This window comes from Halocola ammonii (assembly GCF_049334165.1).
In the GTDB taxonomy this organism is placed as follows: domain Bacteria; phylum Bacteroidota; class Bacteroidia; order Flavobacteriales_D; family Sanyastnellaceae; genus JBEGHD01.
The window spans coordinates 1-17,367 of record NZ_JBEGHD010000006.1 but is presented as its reverse complement, the minus strand read 5'-3'; the positions used below and the strand labels follow the sequence as shown (position 1 = coordinate 17,367).

At 45.7% G+C, this 17,367-nt stretch carries 17 protein-coding genes; 15 read left to right on the top strand and 2 right to left on the bottom strand.

The features are described from left to right. The first annotated feature begins 5 nt into the window (after nucleotides 1–5). The 3 genes from ABHV44_RS07420 to ABHV44_RS07410 are packed head-to-tail and all read left to right on the top strand — an operon-like array spanning nucleotide 6 to nucleotide 4,089. The gene (locus tag ABHV44_RS07420; protein WP_459074039.1) at nucleotides 6–1,310 is read left to right on the top strand and encodes a porin; all 1,305 of its coding nucleotides are present in this window, start codon (nucleotides 6–8) and stop codon (nucleotides 1,308–1,310) included. 7 nt (nucleotides 1,311–1,317) lie between these two features. Further along, nucleotides 1,318–2,859 (top strand): M14 family metallopeptidase, encoded by a 1,542-nt coding sequence (locus ABHV44_RS07415; RefSeq protein WP_459074038.1) that lies wholly within the window; start codon nucleotides 1,318–1,320, stop codon nucleotides 2,857–2,859. 6 nt (nucleotides 2,860–2,865) lie between these two features. Next, entirely contained in the window at nucleotides 2,866–4,089 is a 1,224-nt protein-coding gene (locus tag ABHV44_RS07410) for a hypothetical protein (protein WP_459074037.1), read from the top strand. 68 nt (nucleotides 4,090–4,157) lie between these two features. On the opposite strand, the gene cphA is transcribed toward ABHV44_RS07410, so the two are convergent. Next, nucleotides 4,158–6,794, bottom strand: coding sequence for a cyanophycin synthetase (cphA, locus tag ABHV44_RS07405; protein ID WP_459074036.1), 2,637 nt, complete (start codon nucleotides 6,792–6,794; stop codon nucleotides 4,158–4,160). A 170-nt stretch (nucleotides 6,795–6,964) separates the two neighbouring features. On the opposite strand from cphA, the gene ABHV44_RS07400 reads away from it, so the two are divergent. Next, on the top strand, nucleotides 6,965–7,810 hold the full coding sequence (locus ABHV44_RS07400; protein WP_459074035.1) for a cyanophycinase: 846 nt from the start codon (nucleotides 6,965–6,967) through the stop codon (nucleotides 7,808–7,810). Between the two features lie 10 nt (nucleotides 7,811–7,820). On the opposite strand, the gene ABHV44_RS07395 is transcribed toward ABHV44_RS07400, so the two are convergent. Continuing rightward, entirely contained in the window at nucleotides 7,821–8,789 is a 969-nt protein-coding gene (locus tag ABHV44_RS07395) for an isoaspartyl peptidase/L-asparaginase family protein (RefSeq protein WP_459074034.1), read from the bottom strand. 154 nt (nucleotides 8,790–8,943) lie between these two features. Between ABHV44_RS07395 and ABHV44_RS07390 the strand changes: the two genes are divergently transcribed. From ABHV44_RS07390 to ABHV44_RS07340, 11 genes are all read left to right on the top strand, one after another. Next, the gene (locus ABHV44_RS07390) at nucleotides 8,944–9,996 is read left to right on the top strand and encodes a J domain-containing protein (RefSeq protein ID WP_459074033.1); all 1,053 of its coding nucleotides are present in this window, start codon (nucleotides 8,944–8,946) and stop codon (nucleotides 9,994–9,996) included. 41 nt (nucleotides 9,997–10,037) lie between these two features. Beyond that, nucleotides 10,038–10,382 (top strand): VOC family protein, encoded by a 345-nt coding sequence (locus ABHV44_RS07385; RefSeq protein WP_459074032.1) that lies wholly within the window; start codon nucleotides 10,038–10,040, stop codon nucleotides 10,380–10,382. 40 nt (nucleotides 10,383–10,422) lie between these two features. Then, nucleotides 10,423–10,647 (top strand): hypothetical protein, encoded by a 225-nt coding sequence (locus ABHV44_RS07380; RefSeq protein ID WP_459074031.1) that lies wholly within the window; start codon nucleotides 10,423–10,425, stop codon nucleotides 10,645–10,647. Continuing rightward, nucleotides 10,647–10,937, top strand: coding sequence for a type II toxin-antitoxin system RelE/ParE family toxin (locus ABHV44_RS07375; protein WP_459074030.1), 291 nt, complete (start codon nucleotides 10,647–10,649; stop codon nucleotides 10,935–10,937). Before ABHV44_RS07380 ends, ABHV44_RS07375 begins: the two co-directional genes overlap by 1 nt. A gap of 81 nt (nucleotides 10,938–11,018) precedes the next feature. Beyond that, the gene (locus tag ABHV44_RS07370) at nucleotides 11,019–11,447 is read left to right on the top strand and encodes a DoxX family protein (RefSeq protein WP_459074029.1); all 429 of its coding nucleotides are present in this window, start codon (nucleotides 11,019–11,021) and stop codon (nucleotides 11,445–11,447) included. 3 nt (nucleotides 11,448–11,450) lie between these two features. Then, nucleotides 11,451–11,933, top strand: coding sequence for a glutathione peroxidase (locus tag ABHV44_RS07365; RefSeq protein ID WP_459074028.1), 483 nt, complete (start codon nucleotides 11,451–11,453; stop codon nucleotides 11,931–11,933). Nucleotides 11,934–11,935: 2 nt separating this feature from the next. Then, nucleotides 11,936–12,391, top strand: coding sequence for a MarR family winged helix-turn-helix transcriptional regulator (locus ABHV44_RS07360; RefSeq protein ID WP_459074027.1), 456 nt, complete (start codon nucleotides 11,936–11,938; stop codon nucleotides 12,389–12,391). Between the two features lie 44 nt (nucleotides 12,392–12,435). Beyond that, complete coding sequence (locus ABHV44_RS07355) at nucleotides 12,436–13,566, top strand: hypothetical protein (RefSeq protein WP_459074026.1); 1,131 nt, start codon at nucleotides 12,436–12,438, stop codon at nucleotides 13,564–13,566. 56 nt (nucleotides 13,567–13,622) lie between these two features. Next, a complete protein-coding gene (locus tag ABHV44_RS07350; RefSeq protein WP_459074025.1) occupies nucleotides 13,623–13,838 on the top strand; it encodes a PLDc N-terminal domain-containing protein in 216 nt (71 codons plus the stop codon). Nucleotides 13,839–13,957: 119 nt separating this feature from the next. Then, nucleotides 13,958–15,610 (top strand): T9SS type A sorting domain-containing protein, encoded by a 1,653-nt coding sequence (locus ABHV44_RS07345; protein WP_459074024.1) that lies wholly within the window; start codon nucleotides 13,958–13,960, stop codon nucleotides 15,608–15,610. A gap of 177 nt (nucleotides 15,611–15,787) precedes the next feature. Then, the coding region (locus ABHV44_RS07340) for a choice-of-anchor L domain-containing protein (protein WP_459074023.1) at nucleotides 15,788–17,367 on the top strand (1,580 nt) is incomplete at its 3' end.

The following is a 17,367-nucleotide window of genomic DNA, read 5'->3' as shown; positions in this document are numbered from 1 at the left end:
TTCCAATGAAGAAGAACAAAATATTTTGGATTAGCTGGATGCTGTTTTTGCCCACTGCGCTTTTTGCCCAGGAGCAAAATGTCCACTCCTACACTTTTGGTGAGGGAATGACCTTCAGCTCTACAAACGGCTACGAGCTCAACTTCAGAGGCTACATGCAGCCTTACTACGAGTTTAAAAGCTACACCGATGCCGACATTGACGAACCTCTTCAGCGGTTTAGAATGCGCAGACTTCGACTCAGACTTTCCGGAAGCGCGGCAAAACAAAAAATTGAGTATCGCTTTCAGGCCGATTTTAGCGGTAGCTCCGAGGCCGGTGACCAAACCAGCCAGTTGCTCTTTGACGCCTGGATTGCCTACAACATTACAGACGATCTCGAAATCACGTTTGGTCAAAAAGTGACCCCAACCGACAACCGCGAATTGATGATGGGATCGCAAACTTTGCAACTACCCGAACGAAGCAGAGTGACTTCAAACTTCGCCAGTATTCGAGAGTTTGGAGTTTTTATAGATGGGCGATTTCGCACTGGACGTGGAACGTACCTGAAACCCGCACTCGCCATTACCAATGGCGATGGAGGAAACGTTTTCACGGCAGACTACGGTGGACTAAAAATCGGTGGTCGTGTGGATTTCCTGCCTTTCGGGCTTTTCACAAACTACGGCCAGTACCGGCAGGGTGACATTGTGCGAGAACTCGCTCCAAAACTCGTAGTCGGTGTTAACTATAGCCTCAACATGGGCATGAGTAGCCGAAGAGGACGTGGCAGCGGAGAAATCCTCTACCTGGATGAAGAAGGTGAAGTTTCACTACCCGATTACACCAAATATGGATTTGACTTCATGTTTAAGTACCGAGGGTTCTCGGTTTTAGGTGAATTCGTTGGCTCTTCAGCAACGGTCCCCGATGACATCACAACACGAGTGCGAAACGATGGCTCTACCTCCAATACTTTTGAGGTGGACGGAGAGCAAAATGTGGAGAATTACGTCAAAAACAGGATGATGATAGGCCGTGGCTACAACATTCAGGCAGGCTACATTTTTAAAAATCTTTTTTCGATTGATGCCCGCTATTGTCACCTCGACAGCGATGAGTTCTCCTTTATGAACAACGGAACTTTTTACAACCGACCCAACTACTACACCCTCGGTGTTACCAAATATTTTTCTAGAAGCTATGGATACAAGGTGCAGGCTTCTATGACCTATGTGGAAGCCGATCCCGGATCAAACGACATCAATAGCAACCCGATGGAAGGAAACGAGTGGATCGGTCGACTCATCGTCACACTATCATTTTAAATCGAATATGCGACAACTCATAATTATAATATTTGCTTTCTGCTTCAGTTTGTTGGGATTTACTCAACCAAACCCACAGCCCAAAGGAATTACTGAGAAGTTCTTTCCAGACCCCGATGTGGAAATTAACACACCGGGATTTGAGAAGAAGAGAAAGTTTACCGACTACGAAGGCATGATGGCTTATCTCAACGAGCGCGCTGAAAAGCACTCCGATGAAATGTCCATTTCATTTATCGGTGAAAGCCAAAAAGGCAAGAAGATCCCGATGGTGCATCTCAACCGGGACGGAGGCGATGACAAACTGCGGGTTTGGATCCAGGGAGGACTGCACGGCAACGAGCCTGCCAGTACCGAAGGCGTTCTTTTTCTGATCGATCAGTTGCTCAACGACCCGGAGCTTTCCTACCTCCTCGATAAGTTGGAGATCAAAATTGTGCCGATGGCCAACATCGATGGCTATCTGAAGAACAATCGGTATGCGGCAAATGGATTAGACCTCAACCGTGATCAGACCAAGCTCATAGCACAGGAAAGTGTTTTTCTCAAGCAGGCTTTTAGCGACTTCAACGCTCACGTTGGACTTGACTTTCACGAGTATCGCGCCTACAGAAGAGATTTCACGAAGCTCAGCACTTTTGGAGTTACCAATCCCTACGATGTGATGTTCCTATATTCTTCGAACCTCAACGTGCCGGAAAGATTGAGGAACTACACACGTGACCGGTTTGTGGCAGATGCCGAGGTCATTCTAGACCTGAACGACCTCAGCCATCACGCCTACTTTTCGGCTTCTACTGTTTTGGGCGATATACATTTCAAGCAAGGATCGCTGAATGCCCGCTCCAGTGCGACTTCCTATGCTCTGGCAAACACCATTTCCACATTGGTGGAAGTGCGGGGAGTTGCCCTGGGTAAAACATCTTTCAAGCGAAGAGTTTACTCCACCTTTTTGGTGGGTAAGTCCTACTTGAAAACTGCTTATCAAAATGCCGAAGAAGTAAAAGAAGTCCTGGCTCTTTCGGCTCGCGACAAAGGCGAAGCTGTGATGAAGACCAAAAGCAGGATATCAGAACAAACCATGACCCTCATCGACATTGAAACCGAAGAAAAAATCGAATTAAAGGTAAAGCTTCGCGAAGCCTGGCACTCAAAAGCAGAAATGAGCAGGCAACGACCAACGGCCTACCTGATTCTACCGGGCAATGAAGAGCTGGTGAAAAAGCTTAAAGTTCTCGGAATCACACTGGATTCACTTTCGGTATCAAAAACGATCGATGTCGAGAAATATAAGATTACCGAGTATCATCAGGTGGCGGAAAAGTACGAAGGTCAAAACCGCCAGATGACAGCCGCAAAAACGAGCAAGGTGCAAAAAGAATTCCCTGTTGGAACCTATGTGTTGCGAATGGATCAGCCTCGAGCTAACCTTGCCATTGAAGTGCTGGAGCCCGAGGCTCCAAACAGCTTTGTGAGTTTCGATGTGTTGCATACAGAACAAGGTGCCGAGCTTCCGGTCTATCGCTATCTCCTAAACGAAAAGTTTTAAATCAAAATGAAAAGAATAATCCTTTTATCGGCCGCAATCCTGCTGGCGTCACTTTTTGCCAAAGCACAGGAAAACTCAGAAAACGAAACATCGTTTGAGCTGGGTAGCGGAGTTAATTTCGACCTCAACGATGGAGCTTACAAATTCAAGTTGAGTGGGATGATGCAGCCCTACTACGCTTTCGAGCAAGTGGGTGATGAAGACCCTGACTACTTTTTCAACTCCAAAAGGACCTACCTCAATTTTGGTGGTGAAGCGGTGGAAGAGAAAGTGAGTTTTTTCTTTCAGGTGGATTTCACTCAGCCAGAGCCGTTGCTTGATGCGTGGATTAAGTACAACCCATTTGGTGAGTTTAATGTCACTGTCGGTCAAATGCAAAACATTTCCAACAACCGCGAAATGCTCCACATGGAAGATCATTTGACTTTTCCCGACAGGAGCTTGCTAAGCACTTCGCTCAGCAACACCGGCCGTGAGCTCGGACTTTTCATAGACAACACTTTTGGAGATGAAAACTTCGCAGTGATCCCTCATATCTCTGTCACCTCGGGTGATGGCAGAAACTCTTTTGGAGCCGATTCGAGAGACGTTGACCTCGGAGGATTGAAATACGGTGCTCGCATCGACCTCTTTCCGCTCGGAATGTTTACCAAAGGAAACGAAGGCCAGGTAGCAGATCTGATGCACGAAGAATCTCCAAAAGTCTTGCTTGGTGCAGCAGCCAGCTACAACGATGGCGCGAGCAACACTGTGGGGGAAGGACATGGCGACTACTTTCTTTACGATGCCGCGGGAGAGGTGCAACTTCCCGATTACCGCCAGCTCTACTTCGATATCCTGGCGAAATACAAAGGATTCTCCGTTCTGGGAGAGTACGCCATTGCCACAGCAACTTCACTTGACGGTTCTTTTGTGGACCCAACAGCAACGGAGTTTCTGCGACCAACCCAAATCAGCCAGTACCTAACTCTCGGAACAGCCTACAACGCCCAGCTTGGCTACGTGACCAAATCGGGCTACGCACTAGACTTGCGTTACAGCGCCCTAACCCCAGAGTTTGGAGATAATGAAATGTCTGTAGCAGCAGAAACTACTGCCATGACAGTAGGCTTCTCAAAGTATTTTAAGGAAAATGCACTGAAGATTCAGGCTGCAGTCACCACCCTCGACAACGAGCGAATGGAAGATAACACACTGACCGGCCAGTTGCTGTTTCAGTTGATTTTTTAGGCTGAGGCCTGGCGGAAATAATCGAATTCAATCATTCTTCCTGTAGAATTGACCTGTAAAGATCAATTTCAAACCGACTGAAGTGGGATTTTTAGGTCGTCTTCATTTTCTTTCAACTGTCTGATGTATTTGATCGATTCCGAAATAGAGTCACTGATTACAGTGATAAAAGATCCTGATTTGGCCTCCTCAATCGATTTAGTGATGGCCGCTTTTTCATCTGGAACGTAGCTCACTGGTTTGTTTGGGTCGACCTTTTGGATGCCTTTCATCAGCAATTCGCGAATGACTTCGGCAGTCCTTCCTCTCAATTCTGCGTCTTGTCTGATAATTATTTCATCGAAGATGGCAGCGCTAACTTCTCCCAATTCGACAATGTCCTCATCCCTCCGATCTCCTGTCCCGGCAATCACACCAACCTTTGGAAACCCTTTTGTTTTCTTCAGAAACTCGCCCAAAGCCTCCATGCCGGAAGGATTATGAGCGTAGTCGAGCATTAATTCAAACTCCTTGAATTGAAACAGATTCATTCGGCCGGGTGTCTGTGCTGGAGAAGGAGTAAAAGTTTGCAAAGCCAGACGAATGTCTTCTAACTGGACATTACGTAGAAATGCAGCTAGCGTGGCCGGTAGGACGTTCTGAATCATGAAAACCGCTCTTCCGGAAAAGGTGAGTGGAATATTCACGACTTTCTCTATACGAATTTTCCAGCCGCCTTTGTTGATGGTGATGTAGCCATTTTCGTATACAGCTGCAATGCCACCAGCTGCGCAATGTTCGATAATTCGCTCATTGTTTTCGTAAAGGCTGAAAAGTGCAATTTTAGATTCGATATCTTCCCGCATGCTGTAAACCATGTCGTCATCTGCATTCAAGATTGAGTAGCCTTCGGGAGTTACATTTTCAACTACAACAGATTTCACCCTCGCCAATCCTTCCAGCGAATGAATGCCTTTCATGCCAAGATGGTCGGAAGTAATATTGGTGACGATACCGATGTCGCACTTGTTGAAACCCAGTCCTTCCCGCAGTATCCCACCTCTGGCCGTTTCCAGCACTGCGAAATTCACGGTGGGGTCGCTTAGAATGAATCGCGCACTTTTGGGACCGGTACAGTCACCCGTTTCCAGAGTGCTGTTTTGTACATAAATTCCGTCCGAAGTTGTATATCCAACTTTATAACCTACACTTTTCATGATGTGTGCCGTCAGTCGCGTTGTAGTGGTTTTCCCGTTGGTTCCGGTAATTGCCACAATGGGTATTGTAGCTTTTTGGCCGGGAGGATAGAGCATATCTATCACTGGCTCGGCAACGTTCCTGGGCAAGCCCTCAGTGGGGTCGAGGTGCATTCTAAAGCCTGGAGCTGCATTCACTTCCAGCACTGCACCGCCATTGTCAACAACCGAAGTTTTAAGGTTCGAAGCCATGATGTCAATCCCACAGATATCCAGGCCGATGATGCGCGAAATGCGCTCTGCCATAAATTTGTTGTAAGGATGCACCGAATCGGTTACGTCTGTGGCTGTGCCTCCCGTACTTAGGTTTGCCGTAGTTTTCAGATACAGCCTTTTGCCATCGGGCAAAATTGATTTGAGCGTGAGCTTCTTTGTCGTCAGTATGTGTCGGGTCATCTTGTCCACGGTAATTTCAGTGAGCATATTTTCATGCCCAAAGCCTCTGCGCGGATCTGCATTCACAGCGTCAATAAGTTGCTTAAGAGTCGACTTCCCGTCCCCGACCACATGTGCAGGAGTTCTTTTGGCAGCGGCTACCAATTGATGGTTGATCACCAGGAGCCGGAAATCATGACCTTTGATCCTGCGCTCTACAATGATACGCTCAGAGTAATTTTGGGCCAGCTTGAAAGCTCTTATCGCTCCAGCTTCGTCCTTGATATTTGTTGTTGCACCTTTGCCGTGATTGCCGTCAACAGGCTTAATGACACACGGATAACCGACATAACTCAGTTCATTCAGGAGTCCTTCCTCATCAGTGCAAATTCCGCCACCTGGAACGGGAACTCCGGCACGTTGGAGTAGAAACTTAGTATCTTCCTTGTCACCGGCCAGATCCACACCAATTCCACTAGTTTGACTAGACATGGTTGCCATGATTCGTTTTTGATGAACGCCATACCCCAGCTGCACAAGTGAAGCGTCATTGAGACGCATAAATGGAATTCCTCTTTTGGTAGCCTCGTCAACAATAGACTGTGTGCTCGGCCCCAGTTTGTATTCTTCCCGCAGTCGTTTCAATTCGTAAATGTCTGTATCTATTTGATAGGATTCTGCGGCAATTAATGCTTCGACAATCCTCACTGCTGCTTTGGCAGCATATACACCGGCCTTCTCCTGAGTATAATTGAAAACGACATTGTACACACCATCCTCTCCCGTTCCCCGTGTTCTTCCAAAACCGCAGTCCATTCCCGCAAGGGTTTGAATCTCGAGTGCCACATGTTCAATGATATGCCCCATCCAGGTTCCAGATTTCACTCGCTCGAAAAATCCACCTTCGTGACCTTCCGAACAGTGATGCTCGTATAAGGATGGAATCAACTTTTCGATCCTATCGGAGAATCCTTCGATTTTATCTGAAGGACGGACCTCCATTTCTTCCAGGTCGAGTTTCATCACAATTAGTTTGTGTCGCCTGTTGGACCAATAGTTTGGACCTCTTAGTATCTTGATTTCTGCTATTTTCATTCGTTAGTCTTTGCTCAGAAATTGGTTTAAAACATTTCTGAAATTTGGGTTAGATGGCCTCAGAAAAGAATAAGTTAGCCGGGGAAATTTGGACCTGGCAATTGCTAACTTTGCTTTAGGGATAGCGTATCATCAAAGTTAGCAGATTGACGCTTACTTCAACAACAATCATGAGAAAACCAAAAGGTATTTTGATCGCCATTGGCGGAGCGGTCGACAAAGGAACAGTCGAAGAGTTGGATAATTCTGAAGATCTCAGCTCAAAGTTTCTGGAAGTAGGCATCTTAAAGCGAATGATCGGAGCACTTCCCGGGAAAACCAACAGGATTGAAGTCATTACTACCGCTTCGATGATTCCAGAAGAAACAGGGCAACATTATCTGGATGCTTTTGCAAGACTTCAAAACGACAATGTTGGAGTGATCCACATAAAAGAACGCGAAGACACTTCTAACAAGGAATTCAAGAAAAGAATCGAGAATGCCGAGGGAGTGTTGTTCACCGGAGGAAACCAGTTGCGATTGACCACAATTTTTGGTGGTACTGCAATATTGAGGTTAATGCTGGAGAGGTACCAAAACGAGAATTTTGTGGTTGCGGGCACAAGTGCCGGAGCCATGGCCATGTCTTCTGCCATGATCTATGGTGGCAGTAGCACCGAAGCTTTGCTCAAAGGAGAAGTGAAGCAATCGCGCGGTTTTGGATTTATTGATGATGTCACCTTCGACAGCCATTTTATTAAACGCGGCAGGTTTGGAAGACTTTGCCAGGCCGTTGCCAACAATCCCGCTGTGGTGGGAATTGGGCTGGGTGAGGATACCGGCTTGCTGATCACTGGAGGTGAACACATGGAAGCAATTGGCTCGGGACTCGTAACTATTGTGGAAGGAAATCATATCACATACACCAACATTGCGGAGATTGAGGACAACGAACCTATTTCTATCGAAAATCTTACAGTGCACATCCTATCGAAAGGACACAACTACATTCTTTCTGAAAGACACCTGATCTGATCGGTAGTTTTTAACTGTAAATCTCTACCAGCTGAGGTTTATCGCTAGTCACTACTCCACGATACATGCCTTCAGTATTGAAGGTCAGCGTGCAATTTCCTTCGCTGTCGACAGCAACAACTCCGCCTTCGCCTTGTTGATTTTTCAGCTTGTCGAGGATGACAAATTCTGTGGCCTCTTTTAGAGAAAGCCCTTTATATTGCATTAATGCAGAGATGTCGTAGGCGACAACGTTTCGAATAAAATATTCTCCATGACCCGTTCCTGAAACCGCACAGGTTTTATTGTTGGCATACGTGCCAGCACCAATGATCGGGGAATCACCAATTCGGCCAAATTGTTTGTTGGTCATTCCACCTGTGGAAGTTGCTGCTGCCAGATCACCATGGATGTCCAGCGCCACTGCACCTACTGTTCCCAGTTTCTTCCCACCATTTTCAAAGTTCCCTTTCAGACTTTCGTTTTCACCGCTGTGATCCAACACAACCTGATCATGCTGCTGAGCTATTTTCAATTGCTGATAGCGCTCCTCATCATAAAAGTAGGACGGATCCATCAGTTGAAGGTTTTGTGTGCTGGCAAATTTTTCTGCGCCTTCTCCCGCCAACATGATATGGGGTGAGTTTTCCATGATTCTGTGAGCTGCAGAAATAGGGTTTTTAATTTTGGTTACTCCAGAAACGGCTCCCGCATTCAGCGTTTTCCCATCCATTATGGAAGCGTCCATTTCATTTTTACCTTCGTGAGTGAAAACCGATCCACGGCCGGCATTGAACAGTGGTGAATCTTCCAGAACAATTATTGCAGCTTCTACTGCGTCAATCGCCTTTCCACCTTTTTTGAGAATCTTCTCACCAGCATCCAGTGCTTCACCGAGTGTCTTTCGATAAGCCGTTTCTTTGGCGGCAATCATATTCTCTTTCAAGATGGTTCCCACACCTCCGTGAATAGCCAAAACAAACTTTCCAGTGCTCATCATTTTCTTGTAAAAGTAGTTGAAATAGGCATGGGCAGCACTTGCAGAATTTGCCGTCCCAGATTAGAAAATATAAGTGATCCAATAATTATTTGGACTTGACGGGAAGCTCTCAGAGATTAAAAGCGATCCCATTTTAGTATTATTGAAAGCGTAGATGGTCAACAAGTATTTTGAAATATTAGGCGTTGGTAAGAACGCAACTCTGGCTGAGATCAAAAAAGCTTTCAGGAAAAAGGCGAAACAGCTGCACCCTGATGTAAATGATGCTCCGGACGCGAAAGAGCAGTTCATTCTTCTCAATGAAGCTTACGACTACTTTCAGAACCTCAAGGCAGGGAAAGCTTACAGCTCAAAGAAGCACACTTACCGAAGACCGCGATCGAGAGCAAAGACCTATGAGGACTGGAAGAATAAAGAGCGTGAGCGCACTCGTGAACGAGCGAGAGAACACGCTCGAATGGAGTACGAAGCTTTTCTAAAAACCGATTATTACAAAACAACTTCGGCACTCGCTACACTTGTCGATTACCTTGCCACTCTGTTTGTCCTCTTCATCTTTATTGGAGTTCCGATTATCGGCTATTCTTACGATGGTAAATTCGGACTCATCATGGCCGGCCTCATCGTTTTTGTGACTGTTCCCGTTTGGGCGCGAATAGTAGTGCAAACCATTCCCAAACTCAACTTTAGGGAGTTTGTGCCCGCACTCACGAGGATCGTGAATTCCAAATCGTTTTTTCTCACTGCAGCAGTTGCAGTCAACTTCATCGTCATTCTGAAGATCGGTTTCAACACACTGATTCCGGTTTATCAACTTGTGGCTCTGTTGGGAATCTCGTTTGTTGCGTGCTTCCTCCTTTCTCGGAAATTCGCTTCAAAATACCGCAAACAGCAATTCAGAATAGCCCTTGCTCCGAGTCTGGTCAGCTTCATTCTGGTTGTCAATTTTGTTTTCGCCACGGGCGCTTTTGAGGAAACGTATTCTTTCAGGCACCGCACAGAGTGGTATGGGAACCACCGGGGGAGCAGTGCGCGATTGGAAAAAGTCGCCTTCATTCACCTGCAGCAAAACAAGTACGAGGAGTACGAAGGAATCAGGCTTTTCTTCGATTTCGAATCGATGAAAGAAGCCAAAATAATCACCTACACTTTTGCCGATGGCCTCCTGGGCTGGCGCGTGGTGAAAGATTATGAGTTTGAGTATTGAGAATTCTTAACTTTCCAGATTAGGAATTTAATCAACAACAAATGCCCCAGACTTCTAACCATATCGACTACATAGAATTTAAAGCGCCCGATCTCGAGAGGGTGAAAGCATTTTACTCGAACGCTTTTGGCTGGACTTTTACCGACTACGGCCCCACTTACACCGCCTTTTCAGAAAGTGGCGTTCAGGGAGGATTTGAGAAAACCGAAGACGAAATCGTAAACGGTGTGCTAGTAGTTCTCTTCCACAAAGACCTGGAGGCAGCTCAATCAAAAGTAAGCGATGCTGGTGGCAAAATCACCAAAGAAATTTTCTCTTTCCCCGGAGGTAGAAGGTTTCATTTTGCTGACCCGGCCGGGAATGAATTGGCGGTTTGGGGAGAGTAAAAAAATGAAAATTCGCTACCTTTGATGGAAAGGACATCCCATGAGCACTACCGAACTCAAATCTCACCTTTATAAACTCCTCGAAGAGATCGATGATGAGCAGTTGTTGCGCACTGTTTACGACTTTCTCAAAGAATCCAATTCGGACGGAAAATTCTGGCAAACACTCACTGAAAAGCAGAAAGACGAAATCTATCTTTCTTTTGACGAATCTGAGGTTGACAGTAATCTAAAAAGCTGGGATGAGCTGAAGAAGAAGTACTGATGCAGGTTTACGTTACTCCCAGAGCCGAAAGAGATTTTAATCGTATCATTCGATACATCCGAAAAAAGTGGGGAGATTCAACAGCACAGGAATTCATTCACAAGTCTGATGCTATTTTTAAACTGCTTAGGCATTTTCCATCTATAGGTGCCATAGAAGTAGGGGAAATCAGAGGGTTTCAATTAACACCTCAAACGAGAATTCTTTACAGAATTAAAGCCGACAAGATCGTTATCCTGTCCTTTTTCCAGGTTCGGCAAAACCCAAACAAGAAGTCTAGCAATGACTAAGTTTTTCAATTGAACTATTCTCTGTTCAAAGCTTTACCTTACATTTGTATCGCGAACGATTTAATCGCGCTAAATATAAAAATGAAGAACGTCAAAACAAACACAGTTCAGAATGTCTTTCGGGTGATACTGGGAGCGTTCATGGTTCTGGCAGCCATAGGCCATCTTACTTTCCAGAGAGAAGAATTTCAGGCGCAGGTGCCCAACTGGATTCCGATTGGTAAAGATTTCATCGTAATTGCCTCGGGAATTGTAGAAGCCGCTCTCGGCCTGTCCATGATTGTCTGGAGAAAAAACAAGGTATTGGTCGGCATTGCGCTCGCCATTTTCTACGTGCTCATCTTCCCTGGAAATATCGCGCAGTACATGAACGAAGTCGATGCTTTTGGTTTAGACACAGACCGGAAACGACTCATCAGACTGTTCTTCCAGCCGGTGCTCATCCTCTGGGCGCTTTGGTCTACCGGAGCTCTCAGGTACCTTTTTAACAAAAACCGAAAAACGAATTAAAGAATGTCAGCAACGAATTTTTACGACTTTGAAGCCAACGATTTGAAAGGCCACAAAACGTCCATGAAGGATTACGAAGGAAACCTCATTTTGGTGGTAAACACCGCCAGCAAGTGCGGCCTCACTCCGCAATACGAAGGGCTCGAAGAGCTTTATTCCAAATACAAAGATCGGGGATTCACCATCCTCGGGTTTCCGTGTAACCAGTTTGGAAGCCAGGAGCCGGGCGATGAAAACGACATCGAAGAATTTTGCCAGGTAAACTACGGAGTCAGCTTTCCGATGTTTGCGAAAGTAGACGTGAACGGCAGCGATGCTCATCCAATTTTTAAATACCTGAAATCCGAACAAGGTGGATTCCTCGGCAGCAAAATCAAGTGGAATTTTACTAAATTTCTCATCGACCGAAACGGTCAGCCGGTGAAGCGATTTGCTCCAACAACCAAACCTCAAAAAATCGAAAGTCACATCAAAAAAATGATCTGATCATGCACTCTCAAGAATTGCTCGCACTCAAAAACCAACTCTGCTTTCCGCTCTATGCCACGTCTCGCCTCACGACCAAGCTATATGCTCCGTTGCTCGAAAAGCTGGACATCACTTATCCACAGTATTTGGTGCTGTTGGTTTTGTGGGAAAGGGATGTGCAATCGGTGAGTACGATTGGCAAAACACTCTACCTAGAGTCCAACACCCTCACTCCACTGCTAAAACGCATGGAGCAAAAAGGACTGCTCGTTCGCGAACGATCGAAAGAGGACGAGCGAACCGTCATGGTTTCACTCACCGAAAAAGGAAAAGACCTCCGGGAAGAAGCCGTTTGCATTCCGAAGCAAATCATCGAGTCGCTCAGTGGAGAAGAAATTGACGAAAAAGAAATCAAGCAGTTTAGAAAGACGCTTTACAAGATTTTGGGGCAGTTGTCTGAGGTTGAGAGTAAGTGACAAAACTCTTACTTTTAGCCCAATACCTTTTTCAATAGACGCTGATGAAATCCCACCTAATCCTCTCGCTCGCTATTTTGCTGACATTCGCAGGATGCAAGAAAGATGACCCCGAAGAACCCACCGATTCCACTCCTACAAATGACTGCCCGGAAAATGCCGCTCTGGACGAAATCGAAAACCGCAATTTCGGGATGGGTTTCACCACCTGGCCATATGAGGCCACACAGGAGAGAGTAGAAGATACCTACGATTTTCTAGGCAATAACGGAAGCATCTATTATGAACACCTCGACAACCGCATTCCGTGGGACGCCTTCATAAATGACACTTCACTTCCCGAAGCCTACGTAAACGATGTTCAGGGACGAGTAAACAATGCGCCAGCTGATTTAGATTTTCTGCTTTCAGTAAGTATCCTAAACAACGGCCGGACTGACCTAATCGAAGATTACTCTGGCAACATCCCCGTATACGAAAACCTGAATGACCCGGAGATCGCTGAAGCCTACACAGAACATCTGACTTACCTCATCAATCAACTAGACCCTGACTATCTGGTGATGTCGCTGGAGTCCAATGAACTCTTGATTAATTCGCCCGAAAAGTGGGAGTCTTACAAACTTTTAATGGCAGAGATCAGAACGGAAATAAACACTCAATTTCCCGGGCTTCCTGTCTCTGAGTCTATGACGCTGCACAACTGGCTTTCGCCAGACATTGATGAACCGCAGACGTACATCAACGAGATTAGCGATTACGTCACCAACTTCGACTTTACGGCTGTGAGTTTCTATCCATACTTCAAAGGACTTAGCTCGGAAGCCGAATTTCAAACTGCGTTTGATTTTCTTCACAGCCAAACCAGCTCTCCGATTGCCTTCGTGGAAACAGCCCATCTGGCTGAAAACCTGGTAGTGGAAAACCTCAACTTATCCATCGAAAGCGATGAGTGCGAGCAAAATGATTATCTGGAAACGCTGTTGCTAAATGCACAGGAGCAAGACTACGAGTTCGTTATTTGGTGGGCGCATCGCGATTTTGATGCACTTTGGGAAACGCTTCCTTCAGAATCGCAGGACCTTGCGAAAATCTGGCGGGACACAGGTTTGCTAGACGAAGACGGAAACGAAAGACCCGCAATTGTTACCTGGAGGGAAATGCTTGAGAAGTGAGTTTTCAGTTTCTCGAAAAAGTAAATCCCTAAATTGCTGCCTTAATTCTTCAACTCATGACTACTCTCGCTTTTATCGGCCCCTGGCAAATCGTGCTACTTCTCATCGCCTTCGGTATTTTCATTCTTCCTATCATCGCTTTAATAGAAATAGTGCAAAATGAGTTTGAGGGATCCAACAAAATCATTTGGGTGTTGGTTGTCCTACTACTGCCTTTCCTGGGGTCTGTGCTATATTTCGTGATCGGACGAGACCAACGACTCCCAAAGTAGAGCGCCTTTTTTAGCAGTAATTAGCCTTGCTGTCCCCCAGATGTCACCCCCATCTATAAGGTGGGGAGGGAACCATTTTCCTTTATTTGTGTCTGCACTTTAGAATCAAAAAGACAGATATGAAATCACTGAAAAGTCTACCCCTTGTCATAGCTTTTTGCATCCTCACAATTTCAACTTTCGCACAAACTTGTTTTCCGGAAGGGATCGAACTTGAGTCGCAAGCTGATGTGGACGCATTTCTAACAGAAAACCCCAACTGTACTGAAATCGAAGGCGATCTGTACATCGGCTTACTCTTTGGAGACACCGACATAGAAAACCTCGATGGGTTGGCAAACATCACTTCGGTCGGAGGGAGCGTCACCATCATCAACAATCCACAGCTCACCTCAATGACCGGCTTGAGTTCGCTCACTTCGATTGACGGCACTCTAAAAATCCAAAACAATCAGGAGATCACCACGCTCGAGGCCTTTTCCAGTTTAGAATCGATTGGCGAATGGCTCTCGATTCGCAACAACAACGGACTTACCGACCTGCAGGGACTGGAGGGACTGACAGAAATCCCCGGGATTCTGGAGCTCAATGCCAATCATGGATTGCTCACTCTCGAAGGACTCGGGAACATTACCTCGGTTGGTAATGATTTCACCATCACTCACCACTCGATGCTGACGAGCCTCGAAGGAATGAGTAGCCTCAGTAATGTCGAAGAGAACCTCGTCATTTTTAACAACGATGCACTTCAAAACCTCAACGGCCTTGACGGACTCACCGAAATTGGTGGAAACTTCAATATTCAGGATAACAACCAACTTCAGAGCCTTAGCGGCTGCAACGAACTAATTACTGTCAATGGCGGCTTTGGGATAATTGCCAATCAATCCCTCACCACACTTGGTGCACTTCAAAACCTGGAGATGGTGTTTGGAAGCATGGCCATTTCAGGAAATCCATTGCTTCAAAATTTGGAAGGACCAGAATCGCTCACAGAGATTGGTGGGACACTTGAAATAGAGAGTAATTTCGGGCTATTGAACTGCAACGGAATGGAAGCCCTCACCGACCTCGGAGGAGGACTTATCTTGCAGCAAAACCTTTCTCTAACTGATGTCACCGCTTTTTCACAACTCAACGAAGTTGGTGGTGCGCTAACGATCAGCAACAACAACGCCCTGACCGACCTCACGGGTTTACATAATATTTCCTCAGTAGGAAATGGACTTTACATTCTGAATAATCGAATGCTGCCCTCAGTTGAACAGCTTGAGAATATATCAACCATAGATGGCGAGCTACTAGTTAGTCTCAACGACTCACTGACCACCTTGTGGGGACTGGAGAATATTGCCCCTCAGAGTATTTCAGAATTGACCATCACCGACAACCAGTCGCTTGAGCACTGCCACGTGCAGAGCATTTGCAGTTATCTGGATGTGGAATCGAATCCCTCTGAAATTCTCGGGAACATCGCGCCTTGTGGCAGCAGAACCCAAATTGAAAATGCCTGTACAGAAATCTCTGTAACAGAAAATAACAACACTGAGGTTTCAATTTACCCAAACCCAGTCGCTGAAAATCTGAAAGTTGACGGAACAAAAGCGGGACAACAGGTCACGGTTTATAATCTGGTGGGAAAAAGAATGTGCGGTAAGGCCTCGGAAGGAACTCGCACAGAGATCAATTTTTCAGGCTTTTCTGCTGGAGTCTATTTTTTACGAATTTCGGATGGCGAGGTGATAAAGACTTTCAGAATAGTGAAAGAATGAAGTAAATCTGCCTTTCTGAGAAACATCACTTTAGCATAGTCAACTGTCAATTTCGATTTTCCTACTGGGATCTCAAGATTACGGCTCAAATCAGCAACCTGCTCTAAATTGATTTTTAGTACCTTGTGTGAAATAGACATGACAACTGTTTAGGTCTGCTTAACAAAACAATTGACTATGCTTACTTCCTACAACTCGCCAGATTCCAGACTGCGCAACCGGATCGTGAAATTTTCACTAATTGTATCCCTTGTTTTTATAGCTTCAATTTCATTTGGTCAGCTCACAACAGACGAAAGCTTACCACCAGAAGAAATCGTTCAGGGCTTTTTCGATTCAGGATTAATGATAACCAACGTGGAATTTAATGGAGAGCCAGAACAGCTGGGAAATTTTGATTGTCAGAATTGCGGTATCGGGCTCACAGACGGCTTCATAATCACAAACGGATCAGTGGAAAATGCCGAAGGGCCAAATGACGGGCCCGGAGCCTCTCACTCGGCTTCAATGGAGAATTTCTATGAAGAAGATCTTTTGACGATCTACCCCGAAATGTCATTGGTGATTAACGATGTCACCACACTGGAGTTCGACTTTGTAGCAGCCGGAGACTCGGTTTGGTTTGACTATGTTTTCGCATCAGAAGAATACAACGAGTACATTGATTCTAGCGGATTTGCCGTTTCAGATCCATTTGGAGTTTTCGTAAGCGGCCCCGGCATTGACGGTCAGTTTAGCAACGGTGGAAAAAACATTGCGCTGATTCCCGGCACTGACGACTACGTGCAAATAGAAAACCTCAACAATGGCGAGAACAACAACGGACCTTGTGTGAATTGCGAGTATTTCATTACCAACCCGGCAGACCCGGATGATCCCGAGAGTGTGCAGTACGATGGCTACTCAACGGTGCTAACTGCAGGCATCGGTGGGCTGCAAGCTGGTGAAACTTATCACATGAAAATTGCCATTGCCGATGTCTACGACAATTCTTACGACACGGGAATTTTCTTCGGAAACCAGAGCCTGCACTCAAACAAAAAGTTTGTTTCTTTTCACAACGGAGAGGAAGAAATCACGGAATCTAATCCAATATCCGTTTGCCAAACAGCTTACCTGGAGGTTGTTCGGGTATCACCCTTGAATTTGGCCGATACTGTTCACCTTATTAACACCGACAACACGAATGGAGAACAAGGTTTTTACTTTTCTCTATTGTCAGAGGAAAACATTGTCATCCCGCCCGGAGAAAGTAAGAGTGAAATTGAAGTTCATACCCCGATTAACAACTACGGTACATGTGATGGATCATCGCATTTTTTGCACTCTTTCATTTACTATGAGAATATGCCAGATAGTCTTGTTACTATTGATGATTGGGCAACCCTCTATGCTCTGGATTCTATTCTCACTCCAAGCCTTCCAGATAATCTAATTCTCGAAGACACAGTAGCACTTTGCGATAATGAAGGACATCAGATTCAAACTGAAGAATTTGATTACTCCTGGTTCAATCTTGACTGGGGCATTCAAAACGTATATCCAAGTTTTTTAGGAAATGGTGATTCTTTACTTGTCTCCCCCAATCAAACTACGACTTACATTTTCACAGCCGAGCATGAGTGCAGTGATTTTTCGGTGGCGGACACCATCACGCTCGATTTGCCAGTTAACCTCAATGTTGAGCTCTCGCCAGATAGCAGTTCTTTGATAGCTCAGGAAGACTTTGCGCATTTCCAGTGGCTAGATTGCAATGA

Bases quoted from the DNA above. Each gene is read 5' to 3' on its own strand.
- ABHV44_RS07365 (WP_459074028.1), top strand. From the start codon at position 11,451: ATGTCAGCAACGAATTTTTACGACTTTGAAGCCAACGATTTGAAAGGC.
- ABHV44_RS07350 (WP_459074025.1), top strand. From the start codon at position 13,623: ATGACTACTCTCGCTTTTATCGGCCCCTGGCAAATCGTGCTACTTCTC.
- ABHV44_RS07385 (WP_459074032.1), top strand. From the start codon at position 10,038: ATGCCCCAGACTTCTAACCATATCGACTACATAGAATTTAAAGCGCCC.
- ABHV44_RS07370 (WP_459074029.1), top strand. From the start codon at position 11,019: ATGAAGAACGTCAAAACAAACACAGTTCAGAATGTCTTTCGGGTGATA.
- ABHV44_RS07390 (WP_459074033.1), top strand. From the start codon at position 8,944: ATGGTCAACAAGTATTTTGAAATATTAGGCGTTGGTAAGAACGCAACT.
- ABHV44_RS07410 (WP_459074037.1), top strand. From the start codon at position 2,866: ATGAAAAGAATAATCCTTTTATCGGCCGCAATCCTGCTGGCGTCACTT.
- ABHV44_RS07395 (WP_459074034.1), bottom strand. From the start codon at position 8,789: ATGATGAGCACTGGAAAGTTTGTTTTGGCTATTCACGGAGGTGTGGGA.
- cphA (WP_459074036.1), bottom strand. From the start codon at position 6,794: ATGAAAATAGCAGAAATCAAGATACTAAGAGGTCCAAACTATTGGTCC.
- ABHV44_RS07360 (WP_459074027.1), top strand. From the start codon at position 11,936: ATGCACTCTCAAGAATTGCTCGCACTCAAAAACCAACTCTGCTTTCCG.
- ABHV44_RS07415 (WP_459074038.1), top strand. From the start codon at position 1,318: ATGCGACAACTCATAATTATAATATTTGCTTTCTGCTTCAGTTTGTTG.
- ABHV44_RS07380 (WP_459074031.1), top strand. From the start codon at position 10,423: ATGAGCACTACCGAACTCAAATCTCACCTTTATAAACTCCTCGAAGAG.
- ABHV44_RS07355 (WP_459074026.1), top strand. From the start codon at position 12,436: ATGAAATCCCACCTAATCCTCTCGCTCGCTATTTTGCTGACATTCGCA.
- ABHV44_RS07345 (WP_459074024.1), top strand. From the start codon at position 13,958: ATGAAATCACTGAAAAGTCTACCCCTTGTCATAGCTTTTTGCATCCTC.
- ABHV44_RS07375 (WP_459074030.1), top strand. From the start codon at position 10,647: ATGCAGGTTTACGTTACTCCCAGAGCCGAAAGAGATTTTAATCGTATC.
- ABHV44_RS07420 (WP_459074039.1), top strand. From the start codon at position 6: ATGAAGAAGAACAAAATATTTTGGATTAGCTGGATGCTGTTTTTGCCC.
- ABHV44_RS07400 (WP_459074035.1), top strand. From the start codon at position 6,965: ATGAGAAAACCAAAAGGTATTTTGATCGCCATTGGCGGAGCGGTCGAC.